11 protein-coding genes are annotated in these 21,573 nt (G+C 44.6%); all 11 read right to left on the reverse strand.

Annotation, left to right across the window (positions count from 1 at the left end; all coding sequences use genetic code 11):
* Nucleotides 1–11: 11 nt before the first annotated feature.
* Nucleotides 12–632, reverse strand: a complete 621-nt coding sequence (locus tag BLW16_RS01140) for a hypothetical protein (RefSeq protein WP_090554351.1) — start codon at nucleotides 630–632, stop codon at nucleotides 12–14.
* Between the two features lie 91 nt (nucleotides 633–723).
* Entirely contained in the window at nucleotides 724–2,610 is a 1,887-nt protein-coding gene (locus BLW16_RS01145) for a beta-N-acetylhexosaminidase (protein WP_090554353.1), read from the reverse strand.
* Complete coding sequence (locus BLW16_RS01150) at nucleotides 2,607–5,009, reverse strand: glycoside hydrolase family 3 C-terminal domain-containing protein (protein WP_090554355.1); 2,403 nt, start codon at nucleotides 5,007–5,009, stop codon at nucleotides 2,607–2,609. The genes BLW16_RS01145 and BLW16_RS01150 overlap by 4 nt, the downstream gene beginning before the upstream one ends.
* Before the next feature lie 21 nt (nucleotides 5,010–5,030).
* Complete coding sequence (locus BLW16_RS01155; protein ID WP_090554357.1) at nucleotides 5,031–6,449, reverse strand: glycoside hydrolase family 125 protein; 1,419 nt, start codon at nucleotides 6,447–6,449, stop codon at nucleotides 5,031–5,033.
* A gap of 20 nt (nucleotides 6,450–6,469) precedes the next feature.
* Nucleotides 6,470–7,756 (reverse strand): sugar MFS transporter, encoded by a 1,287-nt coding sequence (locus tag BLW16_RS01160; RefSeq protein ID WP_090554359.1) that lies wholly within the window; start codon nucleotides 7,754–7,756, stop codon nucleotides 6,470–6,472.
* A gap of 23 nt (nucleotides 7,757–7,779) precedes the next feature.
* Nucleotides 7,780–9,699 (reverse strand): glucosamine-6-phosphate deaminase, encoded by a 1,920-nt coding sequence (gene nagB / locus BLW16_RS01165; RefSeq protein WP_090554361.1) that lies wholly within the window; start codon nucleotides 9,697–9,699, stop codon nucleotides 7,780–7,782.
* A gap of 24 nt (nucleotides 9,700–9,723) precedes the next feature.
* Complete coding sequence (locus tag BLW16_RS01170; protein WP_090554363.1) at nucleotides 9,724–12,414, reverse strand: glycoside hydrolase family 2 protein; 2,691 nt, start codon at nucleotides 12,412–12,414, stop codon at nucleotides 9,724–9,726.
* A 32-nt stretch (nucleotides 12,415–12,446) separates the two neighbouring features.
* Nucleotides 12,447–14,744, reverse strand: a complete 2,298-nt coding sequence (locus BLW16_RS01175) for a GH92 family glycosyl hydrolase (RefSeq protein ID WP_090554364.1) — start codon at nucleotides 14,742–14,744, stop codon at nucleotides 12,447–12,449.
* A gap of 8 nt (nucleotides 14,745–14,752) precedes the next feature.
* Entirely contained in the window at nucleotides 14,753–16,189 is a 1,437-nt protein-coding gene (locus BLW16_RS01180; RefSeq protein WP_090554366.1) for an alpha-L-fucosidase, read from the reverse strand.
* Between the two features lie 297 nt (nucleotides 16,190–16,486).
* Nucleotides 16,487–18,085, reverse strand: a complete 1,599-nt coding sequence (locus tag BLW16_RS01185; RefSeq protein WP_090554368.1) for a SusD/RagB family nutrient-binding outer membrane lipoprotein — start codon at nucleotides 18,083–18,085, stop codon at nucleotides 16,487–16,489.
* A 6-nt stretch (nucleotides 18,086–18,091) separates the two neighbouring features.
* Nucleotides 18,092–21,481 (reverse strand): SusC/RagA family TonB-linked outer membrane protein, encoded by a 3,390-nt coding sequence (locus BLW16_RS01190; protein WP_217631490.1) that lies wholly within the window; start codon nucleotides 21,479–21,481, stop codon nucleotides 18,092–18,094.
* Nucleotides 21,482–21,573 lie beyond the last annotated feature (92 nt).

Genomic DNA, 21,573 nt, shown 5'->3' on the forward strand with positions numbered 1-21,573 from the left:
AACAGCATAAGCTATTTGGTGATTTCGTCTATTGAAAAACTATTCCCGCGTAAGCGGTAAAGAAGCATTTTTTCGGTTCCGTTCTGCTGTGCGGTATCAGTGGAATTCACAATGGGATAAGACCTGAACAGCTCCCCGTTTTTGATCATAAATTTATCATTGCCGCCATAGGTCTTTTTGGCCCTGCTGCTGAGTGCGGGAAAACCGATCTTATTGAAGCTGCCATTACTGTATTCATATACATTCAGGTCTTTAACCGTTTTTTTACTCAATAATTCAATATACAGCTCAGGATTACCGTCATTATCCAAGTCCATGTTCCAGGCGTCTGTAATGATCCCGTTGCGCTCCACAGATAATGATTTATAACTGCTCCTGGCCGAGTCAGACATCAGCAGCAAATATCCGCCAATACTGTCCACACCCTTTCCCCAGCCCACTACTTCAAAGTTCAGCCCCGGTTTAACCTCGATGTCTTTATAAAAAGCAAATTGTCCGGCAGCCTGCTTAACGGCGGGCTTACTTTCTCCTACATTTTTGGCAGGGCCAGCTTCTTTTCCGGTACAGGCAAACAAAAACAGCAGTCCCACGATGAGTGCAGACTGCTGTAAAATATCATGACATGGCTTCATTTTTTTCTCCTTTTATGGTAGCAATTTATGCTAAAAAAGAAACCTAACCAAATTTAAGCCGTTAAAAAAGCCATATTACCACGGCTCTTTCTTATTTAGCTTCGTTGTTCAGTACAGTTGTAGTAACCACACTGCTTCTGCCTGTTAAGGTATATACAATAGTTTTCAACTCCAGTTTTTTACCTTTTGGTACAGAAATCTTTAAAGGAGTTTTAACGGAATTGGAAACTTCAGAGGGGCGTGTGCCATCCAGCGTATAATATACTTTCGACCCCAGTACAGGAGCTTTAAGGTCTGCCGTGATTTCTTCCCCATCGATCTGTTTATCAGACTGTCCGAGTGGCGTAGGAACCCAGAAATGTACCCCTGCTTTATCCAGTTTTGCCAGGTGCAAAGGAATCCGCTCTTCAGAGAAGTTTTTATAATCTTTTCTTGATACGGGACTCCAGGCAATCTCACTTAAGGCAAGCATCCTCGGGAAAACCTGGTATTCCAGCTTTTCGTTACTTTCAACATATTCTGTCCAGATGTTTGCCTGCACACCTTCGATGAATTTCTTCTGGTCGTCTGACAGTTCAGCGGGAACCGGATCATAGGCATAAACTTTTGAGTAAGGAGACATACCACCGATATTGACAGGCTCATCAGGAGATGGCGACTGTGCATGATCCACATATAAGCCATTGCTTCCTGGAGTCATGATCACGTTGTGGTTCAGTTTCGCCGCAGCAATACCGCCTTCAACTCCGCGCCATGACATCACTGTTGCGTTAGGTGCCAGCCCGCCTTCCAGGATCTCGTCCCATCCAATGATGTTACGGCCTTTCGAATTGATATATTTTTCTATACGGCTGATAAAATAACTTTGCAGTCCATGCTCATCCTTCAACCCTTTTTCTTTGATCAGCTGCTGGCAGAACGGTGATTGTTTCCAGTATTCTTTCGGACTTTCATCGCCACCGATATGGATATATTTAGAGGGGAATAATGCCATAACCTCATCCAGCACATCTTCCAGGAATCCGAATGTATATTCTGTTGGTGCAAAAACGTCATCAAAAACTCCCCATGTCTGCTGTAGCTGTTTACCTTTTCTGGAACCTGTCCATGGAGCTTTCGGGTCAATATAAGTGTCCCTGTCAGGGAAACAGCTCAACTGCGGATAAGCAGCGATTGCCGCAGAGGCATGGCCGGGCATTTCAATTTCCGGAATGACATTGATAAACTTTTTAGCTGCGTAAGCAACCACTTCCTTTACCTCGTTTTGTGTATAAAATCCTTTGTACGGCGTGTTGTCTGTCGTTACTCCCGGATGATGGCCTATAATAGTACCGGCTCTTTCCGAACCTACACTGGTTAGCTTCGGATATTTTTTGATCTCTATTCTCCATCCCTGGTCTTCAGTAAGGTGCCAGTGAAAATTGTTCAGTTTGTACTGCGCCATCAGGTCCAGATACTTTTTCACAAACGCTACTGAGAAGAAATGTCTTCCTACATCAAGGTGCATTCCGCGGTATTTGAACCTTGGATAATCCATAATCACACTTGCAGGTATATCTATCTCCTGTCCTTTTTTCTCAGGCATCATCTGCATGAGCGACTGTACGCCATAGAATAAACCGGCGCCCTTACCTGTTACGGTAATTGTTTTGGCATTCACCGTCAGTTTATACCCTTCCTCCGGCAGTTTATCGGCGCCATCAGCGGTCAGCAGGATTGCCCTTTCAGTACCTGCTGCACTTTTTGTGGTTCTCAGTGCAAAGCCGCCTTTGCCGGTGATAAATGCGTTCAGCATGTCAGCCGTAGCTGTATTAGGTACCTCATTTGAGATCAGGACAACGGTTTTATCGAGTTTAAAGAAACCTGATTGCCGCTCCAGCGTTACAGGGGCAGGGATGATCCCTAAATTTTCATCTGTCTGAGCATTTACGCTCAGCGTTACAAATGCCAGGATCAGTCCTGAGATAACCTTCTTCATAGTTTATAGTTTTTGTTTATATTAATTTTCTTTTCCAGTTTGATCTCCTGTGAACCTGCTCCTATTCTAAGTGTAAAGTCCCCCGCTTCAACAACTTTCTGCATTTGCTGGTTCAGCAAACTCAAATCCTGTTTATGCAGTACAAAAGATACCGTTTTTGTTTGTCCTGCTTTGATATTTATACGGCTGAAAGCCTTCAGTTGCTCTACAGGCGTAACCACAGAAGAAACATCATCCCGCACGTATAACTGTGTCACCTCATCCCCGTCCCTGTCACTCTCATTGGTTACAGCCACACTTACATTCAGTGTCAGGTCATCCGCTTCGCTTACTTCTGCTTTCAGGTCACTATACTTAAATTTACTAAAACTTAAGCCATATCCAAAACTATAAAGCGGGCTCGCAGGGCCTTCCACATAATCATGTCTGGAGGAGTTCTGGTAGTTATAGTAAACCGGCAGTTGGCCTACAGATCTTGGGATCGAAACAGGCAACCTTCCGGCAGGGTTATAATCACCAAATAAAACATCAGCAATTGCATTTCCACCTTCCTGTCCGGGGTACCAGGCAGAAACAATGGCTGACACATGTTCAGCAGGCCAGTTCAGGTTCAAAGGCCTGCCGCCAATGAACACAAGGATCACAGGTTTGCCTGTTTTAACCACGGCCTGCAATAACTCCAGCTGCCTACCCATCAGGTCGAGCGTAGAGCGGTCAAATCCTTCACCGCTTTCCATATCGCTCAGGCCGGTAGTTCCCTGACTTACAGTAGCTGCGCCGGTGCTGATATACTCGGTTTTAAAATCGCGTGCACTGGAACCTCCCAGTACAACAACCGCCACGTCCGACTGTTCCGCAGCAGCCACTGCATCAGCAATGTGAACATCCGCCGTATCCCTGATTGCACAGCCCTTTACATAGTTTACTTTGGCAGAAGGCAGTTTAGCTTTTATACCTTCCAAAACGGTGATAATGGCTTTAGGATCCTGCGGCGCAGTATAGTCGCCCAGCTGGTTGTAGACATTATCAGCATTTGGCCCGATTACTGCGATAGAACCAATATTTTTCTTTAGCGGAAGGGCAGACGATTCATTCTTCAGAAGGATCAATGATTCCTGTGCCACCTTACGCGCCAATGCTACTGTGGCAGCATTCCTTACAAATTTCTGAGCCGCTTTAGGGTCAACATAAGGGTTTTCAAATAAGCCCATTTCAAACTTCTGCGTCAGCAGGCGGCCAACTGCCTCATCAATTCTTTGCTGGGAAACGCGGCCATCTTTAACGGCTGCAAGCAAGGGCGCAGAAAAAATCTGCCCGCCAAGATCGTTATCCAGCCCCGCATTCATAGCCAATACAGCTGCATCAGCAGGATTTGCTGCCACATGCTGCGTCATTACCAGGCCGTCTATACTTCCCAGATCGGAAACTGAAAAACCTTTGAATCCCCATTGTTTATGCAAAAGTGTATCCAGCAGGTATGGGTTACTGCTGCATGGAACCCCGTCTACAGAATTGTAGGCAGCCATGATCGATAAGGCACCAGCTTTAACCGTAGCTTCAAATGGCAGAAGATAACTGCTGAGCAGCTCTCTTCTGCCAGGGTTGATCAGGCCGGCGTTATGACCGCCTTCAGGGGCACCATAAGCGGTAAAATGTTTCAGCGTGGAAATGATATTCACCCCGCTGTTCAGCATGTTGTTTACACCCTGAAATCCTCTGACCATAGCCACTCCCATCGTACTGTTGAGGAACTCATCTTCACCATAGGTTTCTTCCACTCTTGACCATCTCGGTTCACGGGCAAGATCAAGCACCGGGCCGTATCCGATATGCGCACCCTGAAGCCTTGCTTCCTTAGCAATGGCAGTTGCCATCGACTGAATCAGCAGTGGGTCCCAGGTGCTGCTTTGGCCAATGGAGGTTGGGAACACCGTAGTACCGATGGCCATATGTCCATGCGGGCATTCTTCGGCAATAAAAACGGGTATCTGTAAACGTGTATGTTCTATAATATATTTCTGCAGCGCATTGGTAGCCAATGCCGCTTTGTAAGGATCAAGTCCTGTTTCCAGCGTCTTCTGCGTCCAGGGATCGGCTCTCAGCGTTGCCCAGAGCATCCCGGTCTGCTGAGCTTCCGCAGCCTTTTTGAATTTCTCAGAAGCAATCACCCCCTTACCCTTTTTCTCATACATTTCCCATCCCAGCAGGGTAGAAAGCTGGCCCACTTTTTCTTCAATGGTCATTTTTCCCAGCAGGTCTTTCAGCCTTTCGGGCACTGCAGCTTTGGGGTTTTTATAAAGCGGAACTTCTTTTTTTTGTGCAAAAACCAGTGCAGGACTGCACACAAAAAAGAGAACTGGCAAAAGCCAGTTCTTTAATTTATCTTGATTCGTAAACATTTTGGTAAAAGGGTTAACAATTTAACTCAATAAGTGGGGTTTTGTCTGGAAGACTTCCCACAGGAATTCACCAAAAATGGTGTTTGTCCACGCGAACCAGGAACGGGTAAAAGTTTCAGGATGATCTTTTTTATAGGATTCATGCATAAAACCTGTGCCTGCATGGCTCTTTTTCAACCATGCGATACATTGTTTAATTTCTGCGTCGTCATCGCTGGTTAACCCTCTGGCAATAATGCTCAGTGGCCAGATCATATCCTGCTGTTCAACGTGCGGTCCGCCGATACCTTCGCTTTCTACACCTTTATAAAAATATGGATTGTGCTCAGACAGCGCGAATTTACGCGTATTCTGGTAGATAGGATCCGTATTTTTTACCGCATTCAGGTAAGGCAGGGCAAGCAGACTGGGTACATTTGCGTCGTCCATCAGGTTCACATTACCAAAACCGTCCACTTCAAATGCGTATATTTTACCGTGAACAGGGTGTTCAACTATTGCATATTTCTGAATGGCTGTTTCCACTTCCAGTGCCAGGGCAGTAAATTCGGCAGCCAAAGTTGTATCCTTGTGTACTGTAGTCAGCAACTCAGCGATCTGCCTTAAACTCACCACTGCAAAAAGGTTTGAAGGGACCAGAAAAGGAAAAATCGTAGCATCATCACTTGGCCTGAACATCGAGCAGATCAGCCCGACAGGTTTTACAGGAAAGCCGTAACCTGCCATAGGTAAACTATCGGTTGGTTTTCCGGTGACACGCTGGAAAGTATAAGGCCCAAGGCCTGTTTTACGCTGTTGTTCCTTAAAGGTTGCCAGGATCTGCTGAACAGCTTTTTTCCATTCGTCATCATATGGAGTTACATCTCCGGTAATTTTCCAGTAATTGTAGGCGAGGCGCATGGTGTAACAAAGGGAGTCGATCTCCCATTTACGTTCATGTACGCCGGGTTGCATATGCGTATGGTCACTCTCCCATTCGCTTTTCTGTTCACCGGTATGGTAAAAAGCGTTCGCATAAGGGTCTTTCAGTACATACGTTGTCTGACGGTTGATCACACCTGCAATCAGGTCCTGCAGCTTTTTATCTTCCTTCATAAAAGAAAGATATGGCCACACCTGTGCAGAACTGTCCCTGAGCCACATGGCATCAATATCACCTGTAATTACATACGTGTCCGGTTTTCCGTTGCCGGAAGTGTAGGTCACAGTAGTATCCAGTGTGTTTGGAAGGCAATTATTAAACAACCATCCCAATTCCTTATCAGTCACTTTTTTCTGGAACTTAAGAATTGCTTTTTCTACAGCGGGGCTGCTGAATCTTCTTTTGTTCATTGGCACCCTCACGTTAGGGTAAGCCAATTCAAAAGCACTCAGTTCCTTACTCAATAGGAGCCCTGCGGTGAGCAGGCTGGTGTTGGTAATAAAGTCTTTTCTATTCATCTGTATTTGGTTTTATCGTATTATATAACAGGTTGGTTTTTCAATACCGTGATACTTTTGCCGACTTTACATCCGGTAGTAGCATAATAAAAAATGAATACGTAACATGGCACCATGATCCAGTATGCCTGCTGCGGATTAACGATATCAGCCAAACCGCCATAACACAATGGAATAACAGCTCCGCCGGCAATTCCCATAATGAGAAGTGAAGATGCCATCTTGGTGAACCTACCCACTCCGTTTAGTGCCAGTGGCCATATTGCGGGATATACCATTGAATTGGCAAAACCTAACAACGCAATAAACAATACCGACACATAACTGGTTGTAAATATAGCCACCAGGGTTAGTACTACACCCAAAGCTGCAAACCACTTCATTGCATTCTCCTGGCTGAGGTATTTGGGGATACAAACAATACCAACAAGGTATCCGAGGATCATTCCCAGCAGTGTAAACGAAGTGAAGAACTTAGCGGTAGCCAGGGGAATTCCCTGATATGCACCATAACTGATTACAGTATCGCCGGCCATAACTTCTACGCCTACGTAAAGGAACATGGTAACCACACCCAATAAGAGGTGAGGAAACTGAAATACGCTGGTTTTACCTGCTGTAGCTATAGACACTTCTTCATCTTCTTTATCCGCATCAATTTCCGGAAGGGTAGAAAAATAGATTAAGACTGCCAGTATCACCAATACCACGATGATCACTGCATAGGGCAGGATCACTCTCGATGCAAGCAGGTTCAGCTCAGCAATCTTTGCAGCCGGGTTCATTGTCGCCAGGCGCGCATGAAATCCGTCGGCATCTTTCAGTGCGATCGCACCCAGAATAATCGGGGCAATTGCTCCTGCCACTTTGTTACAGATCCCCATTACACTGATCCTCTTTGCTGCACTGTCTGCCGGGCCGAGGATGGTAATGTAAGGGTTGGATGCAGTTTGCAGCAGCGCGAGGCCTGTTCCCTGGACAAAAAGTCCTAACAGGAACAGCGCATAGGTACGGGTAAGCGCTGCCGGGATAAAAATAAGAGCCCCCGCACCCATTACCACCAACCCCAAAGCCATACCATTTTTAAAACCTGTTTTGTTCAAAACACCTGCTGAAGGTATAGCCATTACCAAGTAACTGATATAGAAAGCAAAAGCCACCAAGTAAGACTCAAAGTTATTGAGTTCACAGGCAAGCCTCAGATAAGGGATCAATACTGAATTTAACCAGGTTACAAATCCGAATACAAAGAACAAGGCGCCAATGATAAATATGGGCTGAATTCCTTTTTTTGCTGTTGTAGTCATTTAAAAAAATATAAGAGGTTAAATTAGAATTTCCATTTCACAAAAGCTTCCATCGCTTCGTATTCCGCCAGTCCGAGCTGATCATAAGCCCTTGCAGTTTCCTGCGTACGTGCTTCTGCCCTTACCCAGAACTCTCTTGAGTCGTCACCAGGAAAAACAGGAAGGTCCTTTTGGGACTGGTGTTTGAAAATCGCCAGTCTTTTTCTTTCAACCTCCTGCGGAGAAAGCGGAACGGCCATTTCTATCTCATGGGTTTCAAATTCATGCCATGCACCTCTGTACATCCATAACCAGCAGTCTTGTGTCCAGCTTTCAGTAGCACGCAGCCTGACCATCGCCTCAACGATAATATTGAAACATACTTTATGCGTACCATGCGGATCCGCAAAGTCGCCCGCCGCAAAGATCTGATGTGGTTTTACCTGTTGCAGCAGTTCCATGGTTTGTATGATATCATCTTCATAACTTACATTCTTCTGGAATTTACCACGGTCATAAAAAGGAAGGTCCTGGAAATGGATACGGTCATCAGACAATCCTGCAAACCTTGCACCGGCAATTGCTTCCCCTTTTCTGATCAGTTTTTTTACTGTGCGGATCTCTTCAGGATCTGTCTGATTAGGCAGTTTCCTGCTGATAAAATCACGCATTTCGTTATAGGTTGCGCGCAGGTCGGAAGCACCTTCTGACCTGGATTCTGCAAAATCAATATTGAATTCCATGAACCTCAGTACGTCATCATCCCAAACAGCAGTATTACCTGAAGTCTGGTAGGCCACATGAACTTCATGCCCCTGGTCTGCCAGGCGGATGAAAGTACCGCCCATAGAGATCACATCATCATCAGGGTGCGGTGAAAAGATCACCACGCGTTTTTGTGCAGGCTGTGCACGTTCAGGGCGCTGGCTGTCATCAGCATTTGGTTTACCGCCCGGCCATCCTGTAATGGTATGCTGTAATTTATTAAAGATCTGGATATTGATATTGTACACCGGGCCGCGTTCTGTAGCCAGCTGCGCCATCCCATGGTTATTGTAATTGTCTTCAGTTAATTTCAGGATCGGTTTATTCAATTCTTTCGCCAGCCAGATCACTGCTTTGGTAACCGTAGTATCATTCCACTGACAATCTTTTACCAGCCATGGCGTATCAAAACGGGTTAAGGACAATGCCGCATCCTGGTCAAGGATGAATTCCACATTTGGCGAAAGCTGTAAGAACGTTGCAGGCACATCAGAAGACAATTCGCCTTCCACCGCTTTTTTCACGATAGAAGCTTTTTTCTCATTCCAGGCCATCAGGATAATCTCTTTTGCTTTGAAAATGGTACCGATTCCCATGGTGATCGCTTTGGTAGGTACATTTGCCACCCCTCCAAAATCACGTGAGGCATCTCTTCTCGTCAGATCATCCAGCGTCACCAGGCGTGTTCCTGAATTAGGTGCAGAACCCGGCTCATTAAAACCGATGTGTCCTGTTCTTCCTATACCCAGCAACTGCAGGTCAATCCCACCAAATCCACTGATCTTTTGCTCGTACTTTAAACAGAAATCTTCGATATCTTCCCTTGCCAGTTCACCATTCGGGATATTGATGTTTTCAGGAGCGATATCGATATGGCTGAAAAGATTCTCATTCATGAAACGGACATAACTCTGGTCCGCATCAGGTTTCATAGGATAATATTCATCCAGATTGAAGGTAACCACATTTTTAAAACTCAATCCTTCTTCTTTATGGAGACGGATAAGTTCTTTATAAACTTTTACGGGAGTAGCACCCGTAGCGAGGCCCAATACAGCCTGTTTTCCTTGTTCCTGTTTTGAAATAATGAGGGAAGCGATCCTTTTTGCTACGTCAACGCTTGCAGTTTGTTCATCACTGTACACGCTTACTGGCAACTTTTCGTATCGTGTCTCTTCCAATAAATTTAATCTGGACATGTTTGTTTAAGTATTTAGGGTTATCTATGGATTTATTTGGATTGTTTGTTCATTACCTGCATAGTTTTTTAAAGTCAGCACTGGCATAGCGGCTCCTTTTTCAGGAGTATAATCAATAATAACCTTTTTTTCTGCACCCGGAAGGACCGAGAAATAGTTATCATCATAAAATACAGGTAAGATCCTCTGCTTCGTGTTTGCATCTACCAGCGAAATACGGTTGAAGAAGCTTACCTGACCATTAGCGGCGTTGGCTAAAGTTACTTCGATCTTTCCGTTTTTCAATTGTTTGGCCGAAGTTTTAAGTGGTGCTGCTTTCAGGTCATTCAAACCCGAATACATACCTTTACTATCAGCCATCCAGTATAAGTTATCACTTAAGATCTTTTTGTTCTCATCCAGCAACTGCATCGAAAGGAAGGAGCCTTTTTTTGCAGAAAGCTCATCTACCATCTTTTTCAGTGAACCTATCCTTTTATGGCTGGAAGGGTCCATAAAGCAGAACACCTGCATCAGGTTGCTTTCCTTGCCGTCCATATCGTATGATTTGATCACTAACATCAGGTTGCGCCTGGCCTCAAAGCCATTGTTCACTACCATTACCATTCCGTCTTCAGGGTTGTACATGGAGTGCAGTGATTCACTCCCCGAACGCAGGCCAAATAGACAGGCGTTAGGATCGAGGTAATAATCATACATCTGGCCACGCATCGAAGTCCATGGGTTTTGTGTTTTCCAGATGATCACCCCTGTATACCATTCCCACATATGTGAGCTGAAACCTTCCATCAAACCTCTGTACTGGTTATAATTTACCAGTTGTGCTTTCAGTGCGAAATCGCCGATGCTGGTTGGTTTACCATACGGGAGGATATGATCTTCATAACCCACGCCCAGGTAATTGTGGTAATCCCATACCGAATCTGCCTTTTCTGAGGGGCCTTTCGGCTCACGTTTGTCGGCCGGAATAAATTGCGGTGCTACCAGGCTTGCTTTTGGCAGTATACGCTCCAGCGATTCCAGGTCGCCCACCCCTACTGAACCTACTTCAGAGTTAAAAGGATAGGTTTTGGTGTTCCAGAAAGTAGAAATATTCTGGATGCCATAAGGGCCGTCACCGTTGCCACCGATGGTATTTCTTGACATATCGTCTGAATTTGAATAGTCCACGAACCAGCGTGTACCATCCAGTTCAGGAAGTAATTTATCTCTTAACGGAACCAGAATATCTTCAGGAGGGGTGATTTCATTTCCACCGCACCATATGGCCAGTGAAGGATAGTTTCTGATCATTTTGATCGCATCCGCAGCAGATTCCAGGAAGAGATTATGGTCATCAGGATACTTCCTGCGTGTCCACTGGTCTTCGGCTTTCATCGGATCTACCCATCTGCCATTCGCATCGCCTGACATCCAGAAATCCTGGAATACCAGCATTCCGTATTTATCACAGGCTTCATAAAATTCAGGACGTTCTACCAGTGATCCGCCCCAGATCCTGATCAGGTTAAGGTTCATATCACGGTGATACCTGATTTCGGCATCATATCTTTCCTTCGTTAAGCGAAGCATTGCATCAGACATAATCCAGTTTCCACCTTTAATAAAGATCTTCTGTCCGTTTACGCTGATCTGTTTACTGCTGGTTACCATGTTCCATTCTGTCTGAATTTCCCTTACCCCTACACTTACCGTTTCGCTGTCTGTCAGTTTGGTTCCTTTTTCCAGGAAGCTGATCTTCAGGTCATACAGGTCCTGTTTACCGTATCCTGCCGGCCACCATAGTTTTGGGTTTTTCAATACCAGATCGGGGAACTTGATTTCCGCCGCGCTGTTGGCTTTCAGCAATACACTCTTCATTACCTTTTTGCCATCAATTGTATAGACCAGGTTACCGCTTACTTCTTTCGCTGTTGAATTTTTCAGTTCGGCTGTCACCTTGATCAGTGCAGGTTCCTGGGCGCCTTCAGCTTTTCTTTTACCGGGAACTAAGGAAATTACATGTGGGTTATCGAGGCTTACGCTGCCCGTTCTTTCTATGAAAACTTTATCCCAGATTCCTGTATTCCTATCCCTAATCGGACGGATCCAGTCCCATCCGGCAGTATATTGAGAAGATACGCCGCGTGCGATCGTTCCGTCACCGCCCTGTCCGCCGTTCGGGTTACCAACCACATCCGGCGGGTGTACGATCACAGCAAGCCTGTTTGTTCCGGTTTTGGAAAGCAGTTTGGTGATATTAAATGATTTCCTCAGGTACATTCCCTTAAAAGGGGCAGCATTTACCTTCTTACCGTTCAGGAAGATATCACAGCTGTAATTGATCCCCCTGAATTTTAGCCATACCTGTCCGTCTGCAGCAGGAAGCGCTTCTTTGAAGTCCTTTACAAACCAGTAGGTATAATAGTCTCTTCCGGCGGTATATACATCAGGAATAAGGTTATTATTCATTCCGAAATACGGATCAGGCACCTCTTTGTTGACCAGCATTGTGGTGAGTACCGTTCCCGGCACAACGGCTTTTTTCCAGCCTGAGGTAGAAAATGAGCTGCCCGAAATATCGGTCCCCTGGGCTTTTACCCGGGTTGCAGGCATACAGAGCCAGCCGGAGTTAAGTTCATACTGATCCTGTGCGAAAAGCTGCCCTGCCGTTGTGAGCAGTACGAGCAGGACGCACAGTTTTTTTAGCCATTGAGATTGAGTCGTTTTAAACATTAGGATCTAAGTTGTATATATTATATAATGAATTACTGTGTTACTGAATAAGGTCTGTCTGCCTGTTTTATACCCCAGGTTACAGATGGTTTAGCGCCCATCCGTATAGTCATTGTACCACCTTTAATCAGCTCGCTATGCATAATATATGATTTTGTATAAGGTTTCCCGTTCAGGGTGACAGACTGAATATATTTATTTGTTTTGCTGTTGTTCTTTACCGAAAGGCTGAATGTTTTGCCGTAACCAACCTTCATTGTTGCTTCATTTACAATAGGGCTGCCGAATACATACATTCCGTTTGAAGGGTTCTCAGGATAAAAACCGAGCGAAGAGAAAATATACCAGGCAGACATCTGTCCAACATCTTCATTGCCGCTCAAACCATCTTTTGCTGTATTGTACAGGTTATCCATAATATATCTCACTTTGTCAGCAGTTTTATACGGCTGCCCTATATAAGCATACATATAGGTAATATGGTGACTTGGTTCATTGCCATGGGCATACTGACCGATCAGACCGCTGATATCCGGAGAGGATTCAGCACCCATATCACCTTTGGCTGTAAACAGCGAATCCAGTTTGGCAGTAAAAGGTTTCTGGCCACCCAAAAGGCCGATCAGGCCTTCCACGTCCTGTGGTACCAGCCAGAGGTACTGCCATGCATTACCTTCAGTATAATCATCCTGACGGTGAATGGCCTGGAAAGGATTGAAAGGAGTTCTCCAGGTATTGTTCTCAAACCTGCCTCTCATGAAGCGGGTTTCTTTATCGAAATAGTTCTGGTAGCTTTTTCCGCGTTTGATCCAGTAGTCGTAATCAGCCTTATTACCCCGGTTTTTGGCCACCTGTGCTACGCCCCAATCGGCAATTGAATATTCAAGGCCCATCGCTACAGACTCTACTGTACTGTCGGCAGGAATAAATCCGTGTTCCTGAATCAGGTTCAATCCACGTTCTTTTCTCATACCTGTAGCTTTCAGTGCTTCATAGGCCAGGTCCTTATCAAATCCCTTAATCCCTTTCAGGTAAGCATCCGCCACAGCGATCATACCCGGGTTACCCACCATACAATCTGTTTCATTGCCCATTAAATGCCATACCGGCAGTCTTCCCTGCTGCTGGTATATGGCCAGCCAGGTATTCACCATATCTCCTGCCTTTTCGCTGTTGATCAGCGTCAGCAATGGCATTGCAGCCCTGTACGTATCCCACAAAGAGAAGGTTGTATAATTTGTAAAGAGGGCATTTTTATATACCTTTTTGTCTGTCCCCAGGTAATCGCCGTTCACATCATTAAAAACAGAGGGGGCAATCATAGTATGGTACAGCGCGGTATAAAAGATCTTCATTTGTTTAGGGTTATCACTTTTGATCACTACCCTGCCCAGTTCTTTATTCCACTCCTCATTCGCTTTTGCCACCTGCTGTCCGAAGTTCCAACCGGGTATCTCCGCTTTCATATTGAGTTTTGCATTTTCGATGCTCACTGGTGAAATAGCTACTTTCAGTTGAACCAGGCTGCCGTCTTTTGTATCAAACAGGGCAACACCGAGAACACCGGGGCCTTTCAGTTCTACACCTTCTTTGTTGACAGTACTGTCAGATACAGAGAATTTTTTGATAGGTCTTGAAAACACAGCAGTAAAATAAATACGCTGATCTGCTGCCCAGCCCTTAGAATAACGATAGCCAGAAACTGTCGTATCATTTTCCTGACGGATGAATGTTTCCAGCGGGGCATCCCATCCGATACCCTGTTTTAGGTTCAGGATGATCTTTGGCTGCTGCCCTGCCGGGAAGGTATATTTATGAAAGCCTACTCTTTTGCTTGCGGTAAGCTCTGCCCTGATGTGATATCGTTTCAGCATGACACTGTAGTATCCCGGTTTGGCTACTTCATCCTGATGTGAGAAGAGAGAGCTGAAACCACTTTTCTCGTCGCCTGCTTTGCCTTCTGTTAGTTTCACCTCACCTGTAACGGGCATTACTGAAATATCTCCCAGATCACCAATACCCGTACCACTGAGGTGGGTATGTGAAATTCCGGTAATGGTAGAATCACTGTAATGGTAACCTGAACACCAGTCCCATCCGGTGGATAAATTCCTTATTCCCAGCTGTACCGCACCAAAAGGTACATCCGCACCTACAAAAACGTGGCCATGGCCACCGGTTCCGATAAGGGGGTCTACATATTTAGTGAGTTGGGCAGTTGGTTTTGTTTGTGCCATTGATTGTCCGCCCATCACAGCAAGGATCATCGTGCTGTGGAGCAGAAGTCTCTTAACCGGGTGATTGAAGCGGGGAAGTAAAATTTTAAACATAATTGTAATTATTGTACCGGATATGAAAAAGCCAATGCACCGTAAACGGCAGGATTATTTTTTATTGATTCTGGAAGGCGGATCTTTACTGTAGTGCCGTTCAGTTCCCATTTTACTGGCTGATTGGTATTCAGCATGATCATTTTGGCTCCTTTTTTTGGCAGGTTGCCATTCCATTCAATTGTATTTTGGTCAAGTTTATCTTTAAAACAGTAGATCGCGTTTTTAGTCAGCTTGTCTTTACTTTGTGTAAACCAAGTATTGCCCTGATGATAGTCGGCAGTGATCCTTGTTCCATAAATAGCTTTACCGTTAGCTTTCATCCACTTGCCGATCTCTTCCAGGCGTGCCGTAGCAATTTCGGGGAAAGTACCGTCAGGACGGGGACCTACACCAAGCAGTAAACTTCCGCCTTTGGCAACCACTTCCGCCAGGGAGCTGATCACCGCGTCAGGGGTTTTATACTTGTCGTTCTTCACAAATCCCCAGGCATTGCCCAGCGTTAAGCAGCTTTCCCATGGATGGTCCTGCTGCGTTTTAGGAATGGTCTGTTCAGGAGTCTGGTAATTTTCATAGGGGCCGTGAACCGTTCTGTCCACCATCAGCAGGCCGGGCTGTGCTTTGCGGGCCATGGCAGCAATTTTTGGCATGTCGATTTCCTGGTTCCATTCCGGGATTGCGGCGCCCCAACTTCTAACCTCGTCATTGACGGTTTCCAGCGGGCGTACCCATCCCCCGTCAAGCCAGAGAATGTCTATAGAACCATAGTTATTCATCAGCTCACCGATCTGGTTATAGGCAAAGTTTTTAAACTGGTTCCATCTCCAGGGGTATTTTCTGATATCGTAATTGGTGTTGCGGTCTGGGGTTGCGTATTTTGACCACCAGAAATATTGGGAATGCCAGTCCGGTTTGGAGAAATAGGCACCAATCATAAAACCTTGTTTTCTGAATGCATCAAAAACATATTTTGCTACATCAGCTTTAGGATTGTTTGCGAACGGTCCGGAGGCAATATTGAAGTCGGATTGTTTGGTGTCAAACATCGAAAAGCCATCGTGATGTTTGGTAGTAAAGATCATGTATTTCATACCTGCATCTTTACCTGCTTTTGCCCATTGGTCTGGGTTAAATTTTACAGGGTTGAACTCTTTGCTTAGTCCCCAGTACCATTTTTTGTAATCTTCATAAGCTACAGTACTATCAGGGCGTTCGATCCAGCTTTCGTTACAAAGTTCCCAGGATTCGATAATTCCGGGGACGGCGTATAGTCCCCAATGGATGAGCATTCCGAACTTCTGGTCCTGCCACTGGTCTAATTTTGTTTTTACAGCCTCATCTTTTGGCCACTCATAAACAGTAGATTGCTGGTGTACCGCATTCTGAGCCTGTACTTTTACGGATAATAGTATTAAGCATACAATTACCCAATTCATTTTTTTCATTAGTACGTATTGTTTTTAAGATAATGAAATGCTCATCAGCATACTGATTACGGTTTCATTAGTACTTATTGTTTAGCTTGATGAATCAGCTGTCCAGCTGATTTTATACATTAATGAATCAGGAACCGAGATTCCATCTTCAAAACATACTTGTGTTGGCATATTATACATTAAACGTGGTTCTGTACAAATAAGCCTGTAATATCTAAAAAAAAATAGAAAGAATTCCTACCGGATTAGTATTATTTCGCATTTTCAGCAAAATAACCGAACACCGGCAGGAGTTCTTTCTATTGACTAGTTAGCAGTATCCCACCATACCCTTGAGGTAAGGAAGTCGCCGCCAGTTAATGTAGCAACAGCAGCAAGATAATTTGTGCCGTTAGAAGTTTTTTCATTTGAAGGGTAAATCATCCTTCTTGGAATTGTTCCATTTGTAACGTTACCGCTGTACACCACCGGCGTCAATACAGGGAAGCCTGATCTTTTCCAGTTAGACCAGCATTCAATAAAGCTGAAAGTAGCATTTTCGTTTGCCCAGTATTGCTCGTTGATCATTTTCAGTTCCTGTCCGGCAACCAAAGGATGTGCAGCCACATAAGCAGCGGCATCAGACGGAGCTACTGTTGCGGCGGTTCCGATTTGTACCATTCCGTTAAATGCAGCAGTCATTGCCCTTGAATAATGTGTAGCTGCATTATCACCTACAGTCCATCCTCTGAAAGCAGCCTCAGCCAGTAAAAATTCAGTTTCAGCGGCAGAAATCGTAACGATAGGTGCATTTTGCTGAATGTAAATTGCAATACGTGGTCTTGAATACCCCCCTAAAACAGCGATATCATTTCCGGTACCCGTTGGGCCCGGATAGTTGGGCTCATTTTTAATGTTGGTAGCACCTTCACCAAGATCATAACCATTTGGCATACCAATCTGACGGCTTGCAGTGTTGTCTCCAGCCAGCGTATTGCTTGAATTATTTGCAGTACCTGCAGCAGGAATTTCGGCAATAGCACTTACACGCGGGTCATTTGTAGCTTTCAGGAAGTTGATCATGGTTTTGCTCCATCTTACCTGTTGAAAATCGTCAGGAACCAGCAATGCACCAGCACTTGCGTTCCTGGTATCATCAAAACTTCCGTCAGTTTTGAAAATGGCATTATCAGCCACATCAGTGATCACGCCACCGGCGTAAGCTTTTTCAGCCCATGTTTTGGCAGTAGCGGCATCAACCTTAGTTAACCTCATTGCCAGTCTCAGCATCAGGGAATAACCTGCTTTTTTCCATTTGGTTACATTACCTGAATAATACAGGTCACCGCTAACGGTTGCAACAGCAGGATCTAAAGCATTGATAGCTGCATCTAAATTGGTCAGCAATGCAGTATAGATAGATTTCTGATCATCGTATTTTGGCGTCACATTACCAGATTCTGCCAATAGCGCCTCAGAGAACGGAATAGCTCCATAAGCATCAGAGATCCGTTGAAATATAAAAATCTGATTGATCTTTGCAATCTGGATTACATTTTTAAATTTCTCAGGGTCCTGTGAAGTAGCAACTTTGATAGATTGGTTCAGCTTGCTTAAGGCAGTATACCCATTATTCCAGATCTGAGCCTGGTAACCTATAGTACCGCTGGTGTTCACATACTTATCGCCATTACCATAATAGCCTAAAGTACTTGCCAGTCCCTGCATCATCGTCGACTGGTATAATAACTGGGTGTAGCCGGTATTAGCGTAACCCAGCTGTCCTGAGCTTAACAGGAAATTAGGGTCAGTATTTGAGCCTGTACCTGCTTTAGGGTCAGTATTTGTTTCGGCCAAGTGCTCTTTCGAACAAGAGGTAGCAAATACTACCGCAGATAAAGCAATGTATATAAATATTTTTTTCATGACTGTCTATTTAAATTTGAAGTTAACATTGAAACCATAGGTTCTTGTATAAGGCAGTGCTCCGCCTTCTACACCTGCAAGTGTAACCAGTGAAGAAAAAGTATTCTCCGGATCGATGTTATCAGTGTGTTTCATGATCGTAAACAGGTTACGGGCAACAAGGTTAACGCTGATAGAAGAAAATGGCAGTTTACCCAGCATATTCTGTTTAAAAGTGTAACCCAGTGTGGCCTGGCGGAACTTGATGAAGCTACCGTCAAGAACAGCAAGTTTATTTACGTTAGTCATCAGACCTGTGTAATAATTCTGCGCATCAACATTTACGGTATTTTTACTTCCATCAGCTTGTACACCATCGGCAATTACACCACCATCTCTTCCAGGCAATGTTGCTTTGTTCAGACCGTAGGTATAAGAATAAAATTCAGTAGCTGATAAGATTTTGTTTCCGAACCTGTAATCGATCAGGAAGCTCAGGTTCCAGTTTTTGTACTGGAAATCATTGTTCCATCCGCCATATATGTTTGGAAGACCAGATCCCTGTGGTTTAAGGTCGCCACGAAGAGGGATACCATTGGTTCCAATTACTTTATTGCCATTGGCATCATACTGATAATCATAAGCCAGGATCTGGGCCACTGCATAACCTTTAACAACGCCGATATAGGCATCACCAGGTCTGTAGGTACCCGTATTTAACGGCGCATTTGCACCGCCGTCGATGTTTAACACTTCGGTTTTAACATGTGTAAAATTGATGCTGGAGTTCCAGTTGAAATCATTGCTTTTGATTGGCGTACCTGATACCTGCAGCTCAATACCTGTATTTTTTGTTGAACCTAAGTTTACATATCTGGATTCATATCCTGAAGATACAGAAGTAGTTGCCTGAACAACCTCGCCTTCGGTTTTTCTGGTGAAGAACGATGCATCGATACCGATCCTGTTTTTCAGGAATTTCAATTCTGTACCGACCTCAAATTCTGATAATGAGAAAGGTTTCAAATTCGCGTTTGGCAGAGCAGTGCTAAATCCGGCAGTGGTTGTACCATTGATCGCATTACCAATCGTATAATATTGCTGCGTTAAATAAGGCGATGCCGGCTCACCACTTGTTTTAGCGTAAGATGCACGCAATTTACCAAAACTTAGCGGCTCCCATTTAGTCAGCTGTGAGAACACAAAGCTGGTTGAAACAGAAGGTGTGAAGATACTGTTCTGGTTTACAGGAAGTGTAGAGAACTGATCGTAACGTCCTGTGGTACTTAATGTGATTAATCCTTTGTAACTAAAGTCAGCAGTATAGTATGCTGAAGGAGTTTCTCTTGCGTTGTAATCGTAGACTACGTTTTTAGTCTTGGTATTACTTGCTGTATATAAGTAAGGAATGATGAAACTGTTACCGCTTGAACCTGTTGATTCATAAGTTGCCTTACGGTAGTTGGCTCCTACACTTGCATTCACATTAAAGTCTTTCAGCACATCTTTGTTGAAATTCAGTAACGCGTCTGTATTCAGCTCCGTACGCTGAGATTGCGCAAGGCTGTTCAACTGACCCAAACCTCCGTTAGAGAAAGCTGTTCCTGTAGGCGTTACAGAAAGCGTGCGGTCGTTCGTCAGGTCATATCCCAAACGTGCCTGTAATGACAGGTAGCTGGTAAAAGCATATTTTGCAGAAACCACACTGATGAAACGTTTACGGGCATTGTTATTTACCAGCTGACTGGTTACGAAATACGGGTTCGTTACATAAGCGTTATCGTTCCAGCTCATTTCTGCACCTGTTGCAGCATTGTAACCGGGAGCCAGAGAAGTTACGTCCAGAGAAGTAGGTAAAAACTGAAGCGCATAGTTTGCGTTTAACGGAGAATCACTTAAGTAAGATTTGTTTTTATCCTGCTGATCGATGTAGTTTGCAACGAGGTTGAAGGACAATTTATCTGTCAGCTGCTGATTGGTACTAAAGTTAAATGTTTTTCTTACCAGACCGCTGTTAGGCAACACAGATTTTGCATCCAGGTTGGCAGCTGAAAAACGGTAAGTTCCTTTTTCGCCACCGCCGGCTACGGAAATACTGTTTGTTAAACTTGGAGCGGTACGGTAGAAAGTGCTCACGTTGTCAGTCACCGCAGAATAAGGATGAAGAACTCCGTCAGCAGCATAGGTAGGGGCACCATCTAATTTCTGTCCCCATGAATATAAACCGGAACCGATTGCAGAGTTCTGGCTTGTAGGGCGGGTATTGTGTTGTCCCTGTCCGTACTCATACTGATAGTCAGAATTATCTACAGCTTTATCAAACTGTAAGTTTGCATTGTATTCGATTTGTACCCTGCCTTTTTTACCGGTTTTGGTAGTAATGTTAATTACACCGTTTGCGGCCCTTGCACCATATAATGCAGAAGCAGTAGATCCTTTCAGTACAGTCATGCTTTCCACATCATCAGGGTTGATGTTGCTGAAACCGTCACCACCATCAGAACCACCATACTGACCTGCACCGGTTCCTCTTTGCGAATTGTCGATCGGTACACCGTCAATAACGATCAGCGGAGAGTTGCTACCTGTAAAAGAGGTTGTTCCACGGATGTTCAAACGAACTGAAGATCCGGGGCCACCTGTTGAACCGCCAACACTTAAACCAGCCACACGGCCGCTTAATGAATTGGCGATATTTGATTCCCTTGCTTTATCCATAGTTTCACCACCAACCTTCGTTACCGAGTAACCCAGTGTTTTCTGATCTTTTGTGATACCCAAAGCCGTTACGACAACCTCATTCAGGTCGTTTGCACTTGGTTTGATGCTCACGTTGATCGTGGTTCTTCCGTTAACAGATACTTCCTGAGGAGTATATCCGATATAGGATACCACCAGGACTGCATTATCAGGCACACTCAGGGAGAACATACCGTCACCGTTTGTTGTAGCCCCGCCTTTTCCGCCTTTGATCTGAACAGATGCACCGATAACCGGTAATCCGGTTTCATCAGTGATTTTACCTTTCACAATGATATCAGCTGCCTTTTCGGCAACCGGTACAATCACGATCAGGTTATTTGCCAGTACATTAAAAGTGAAACCCGTATTTTTCAGGGTTTCAGTAAGAATATAAGGCACGTCTTTATCTGTTACATCAATATTGATGGTTTTTCCCGCAGGGATTTTGCGGTTGCTGAACATGAAGCGGTAGTCCGACTTCGCCTCGATCTGTGCGAGGACATCTGTAAATTCTGCAGATGTCAGTTTTAAAGAGATTCTCTTTTGAGAATATACACCGGCAACAGCGCTTAGATTAAAAATAAGCATCAGTCCGAATGTGACTTTTATGATGGCCATAGATTTAGCTGGCGCATTTTTTGGCACTGCGCGTTGTAAGCGCGATAAAAATTTCATACTAGTATAAATTAGTGTGACAATTCAAGCTTCCGTCAGGAAGTTAAAAAATAGACAATTGGGTTTCATTTGATTTTGGGGAATCTGTTAGT

It is taken from the genome of Pedobacter hartonius (genome assembly GCF_900107535.1).
Lineage (GTDB): Bacteria > Bacteroidota > Bacteroidia > Sphingobacteriales > Sphingobacteriaceae > Pedobacter > Pedobacter hartonius.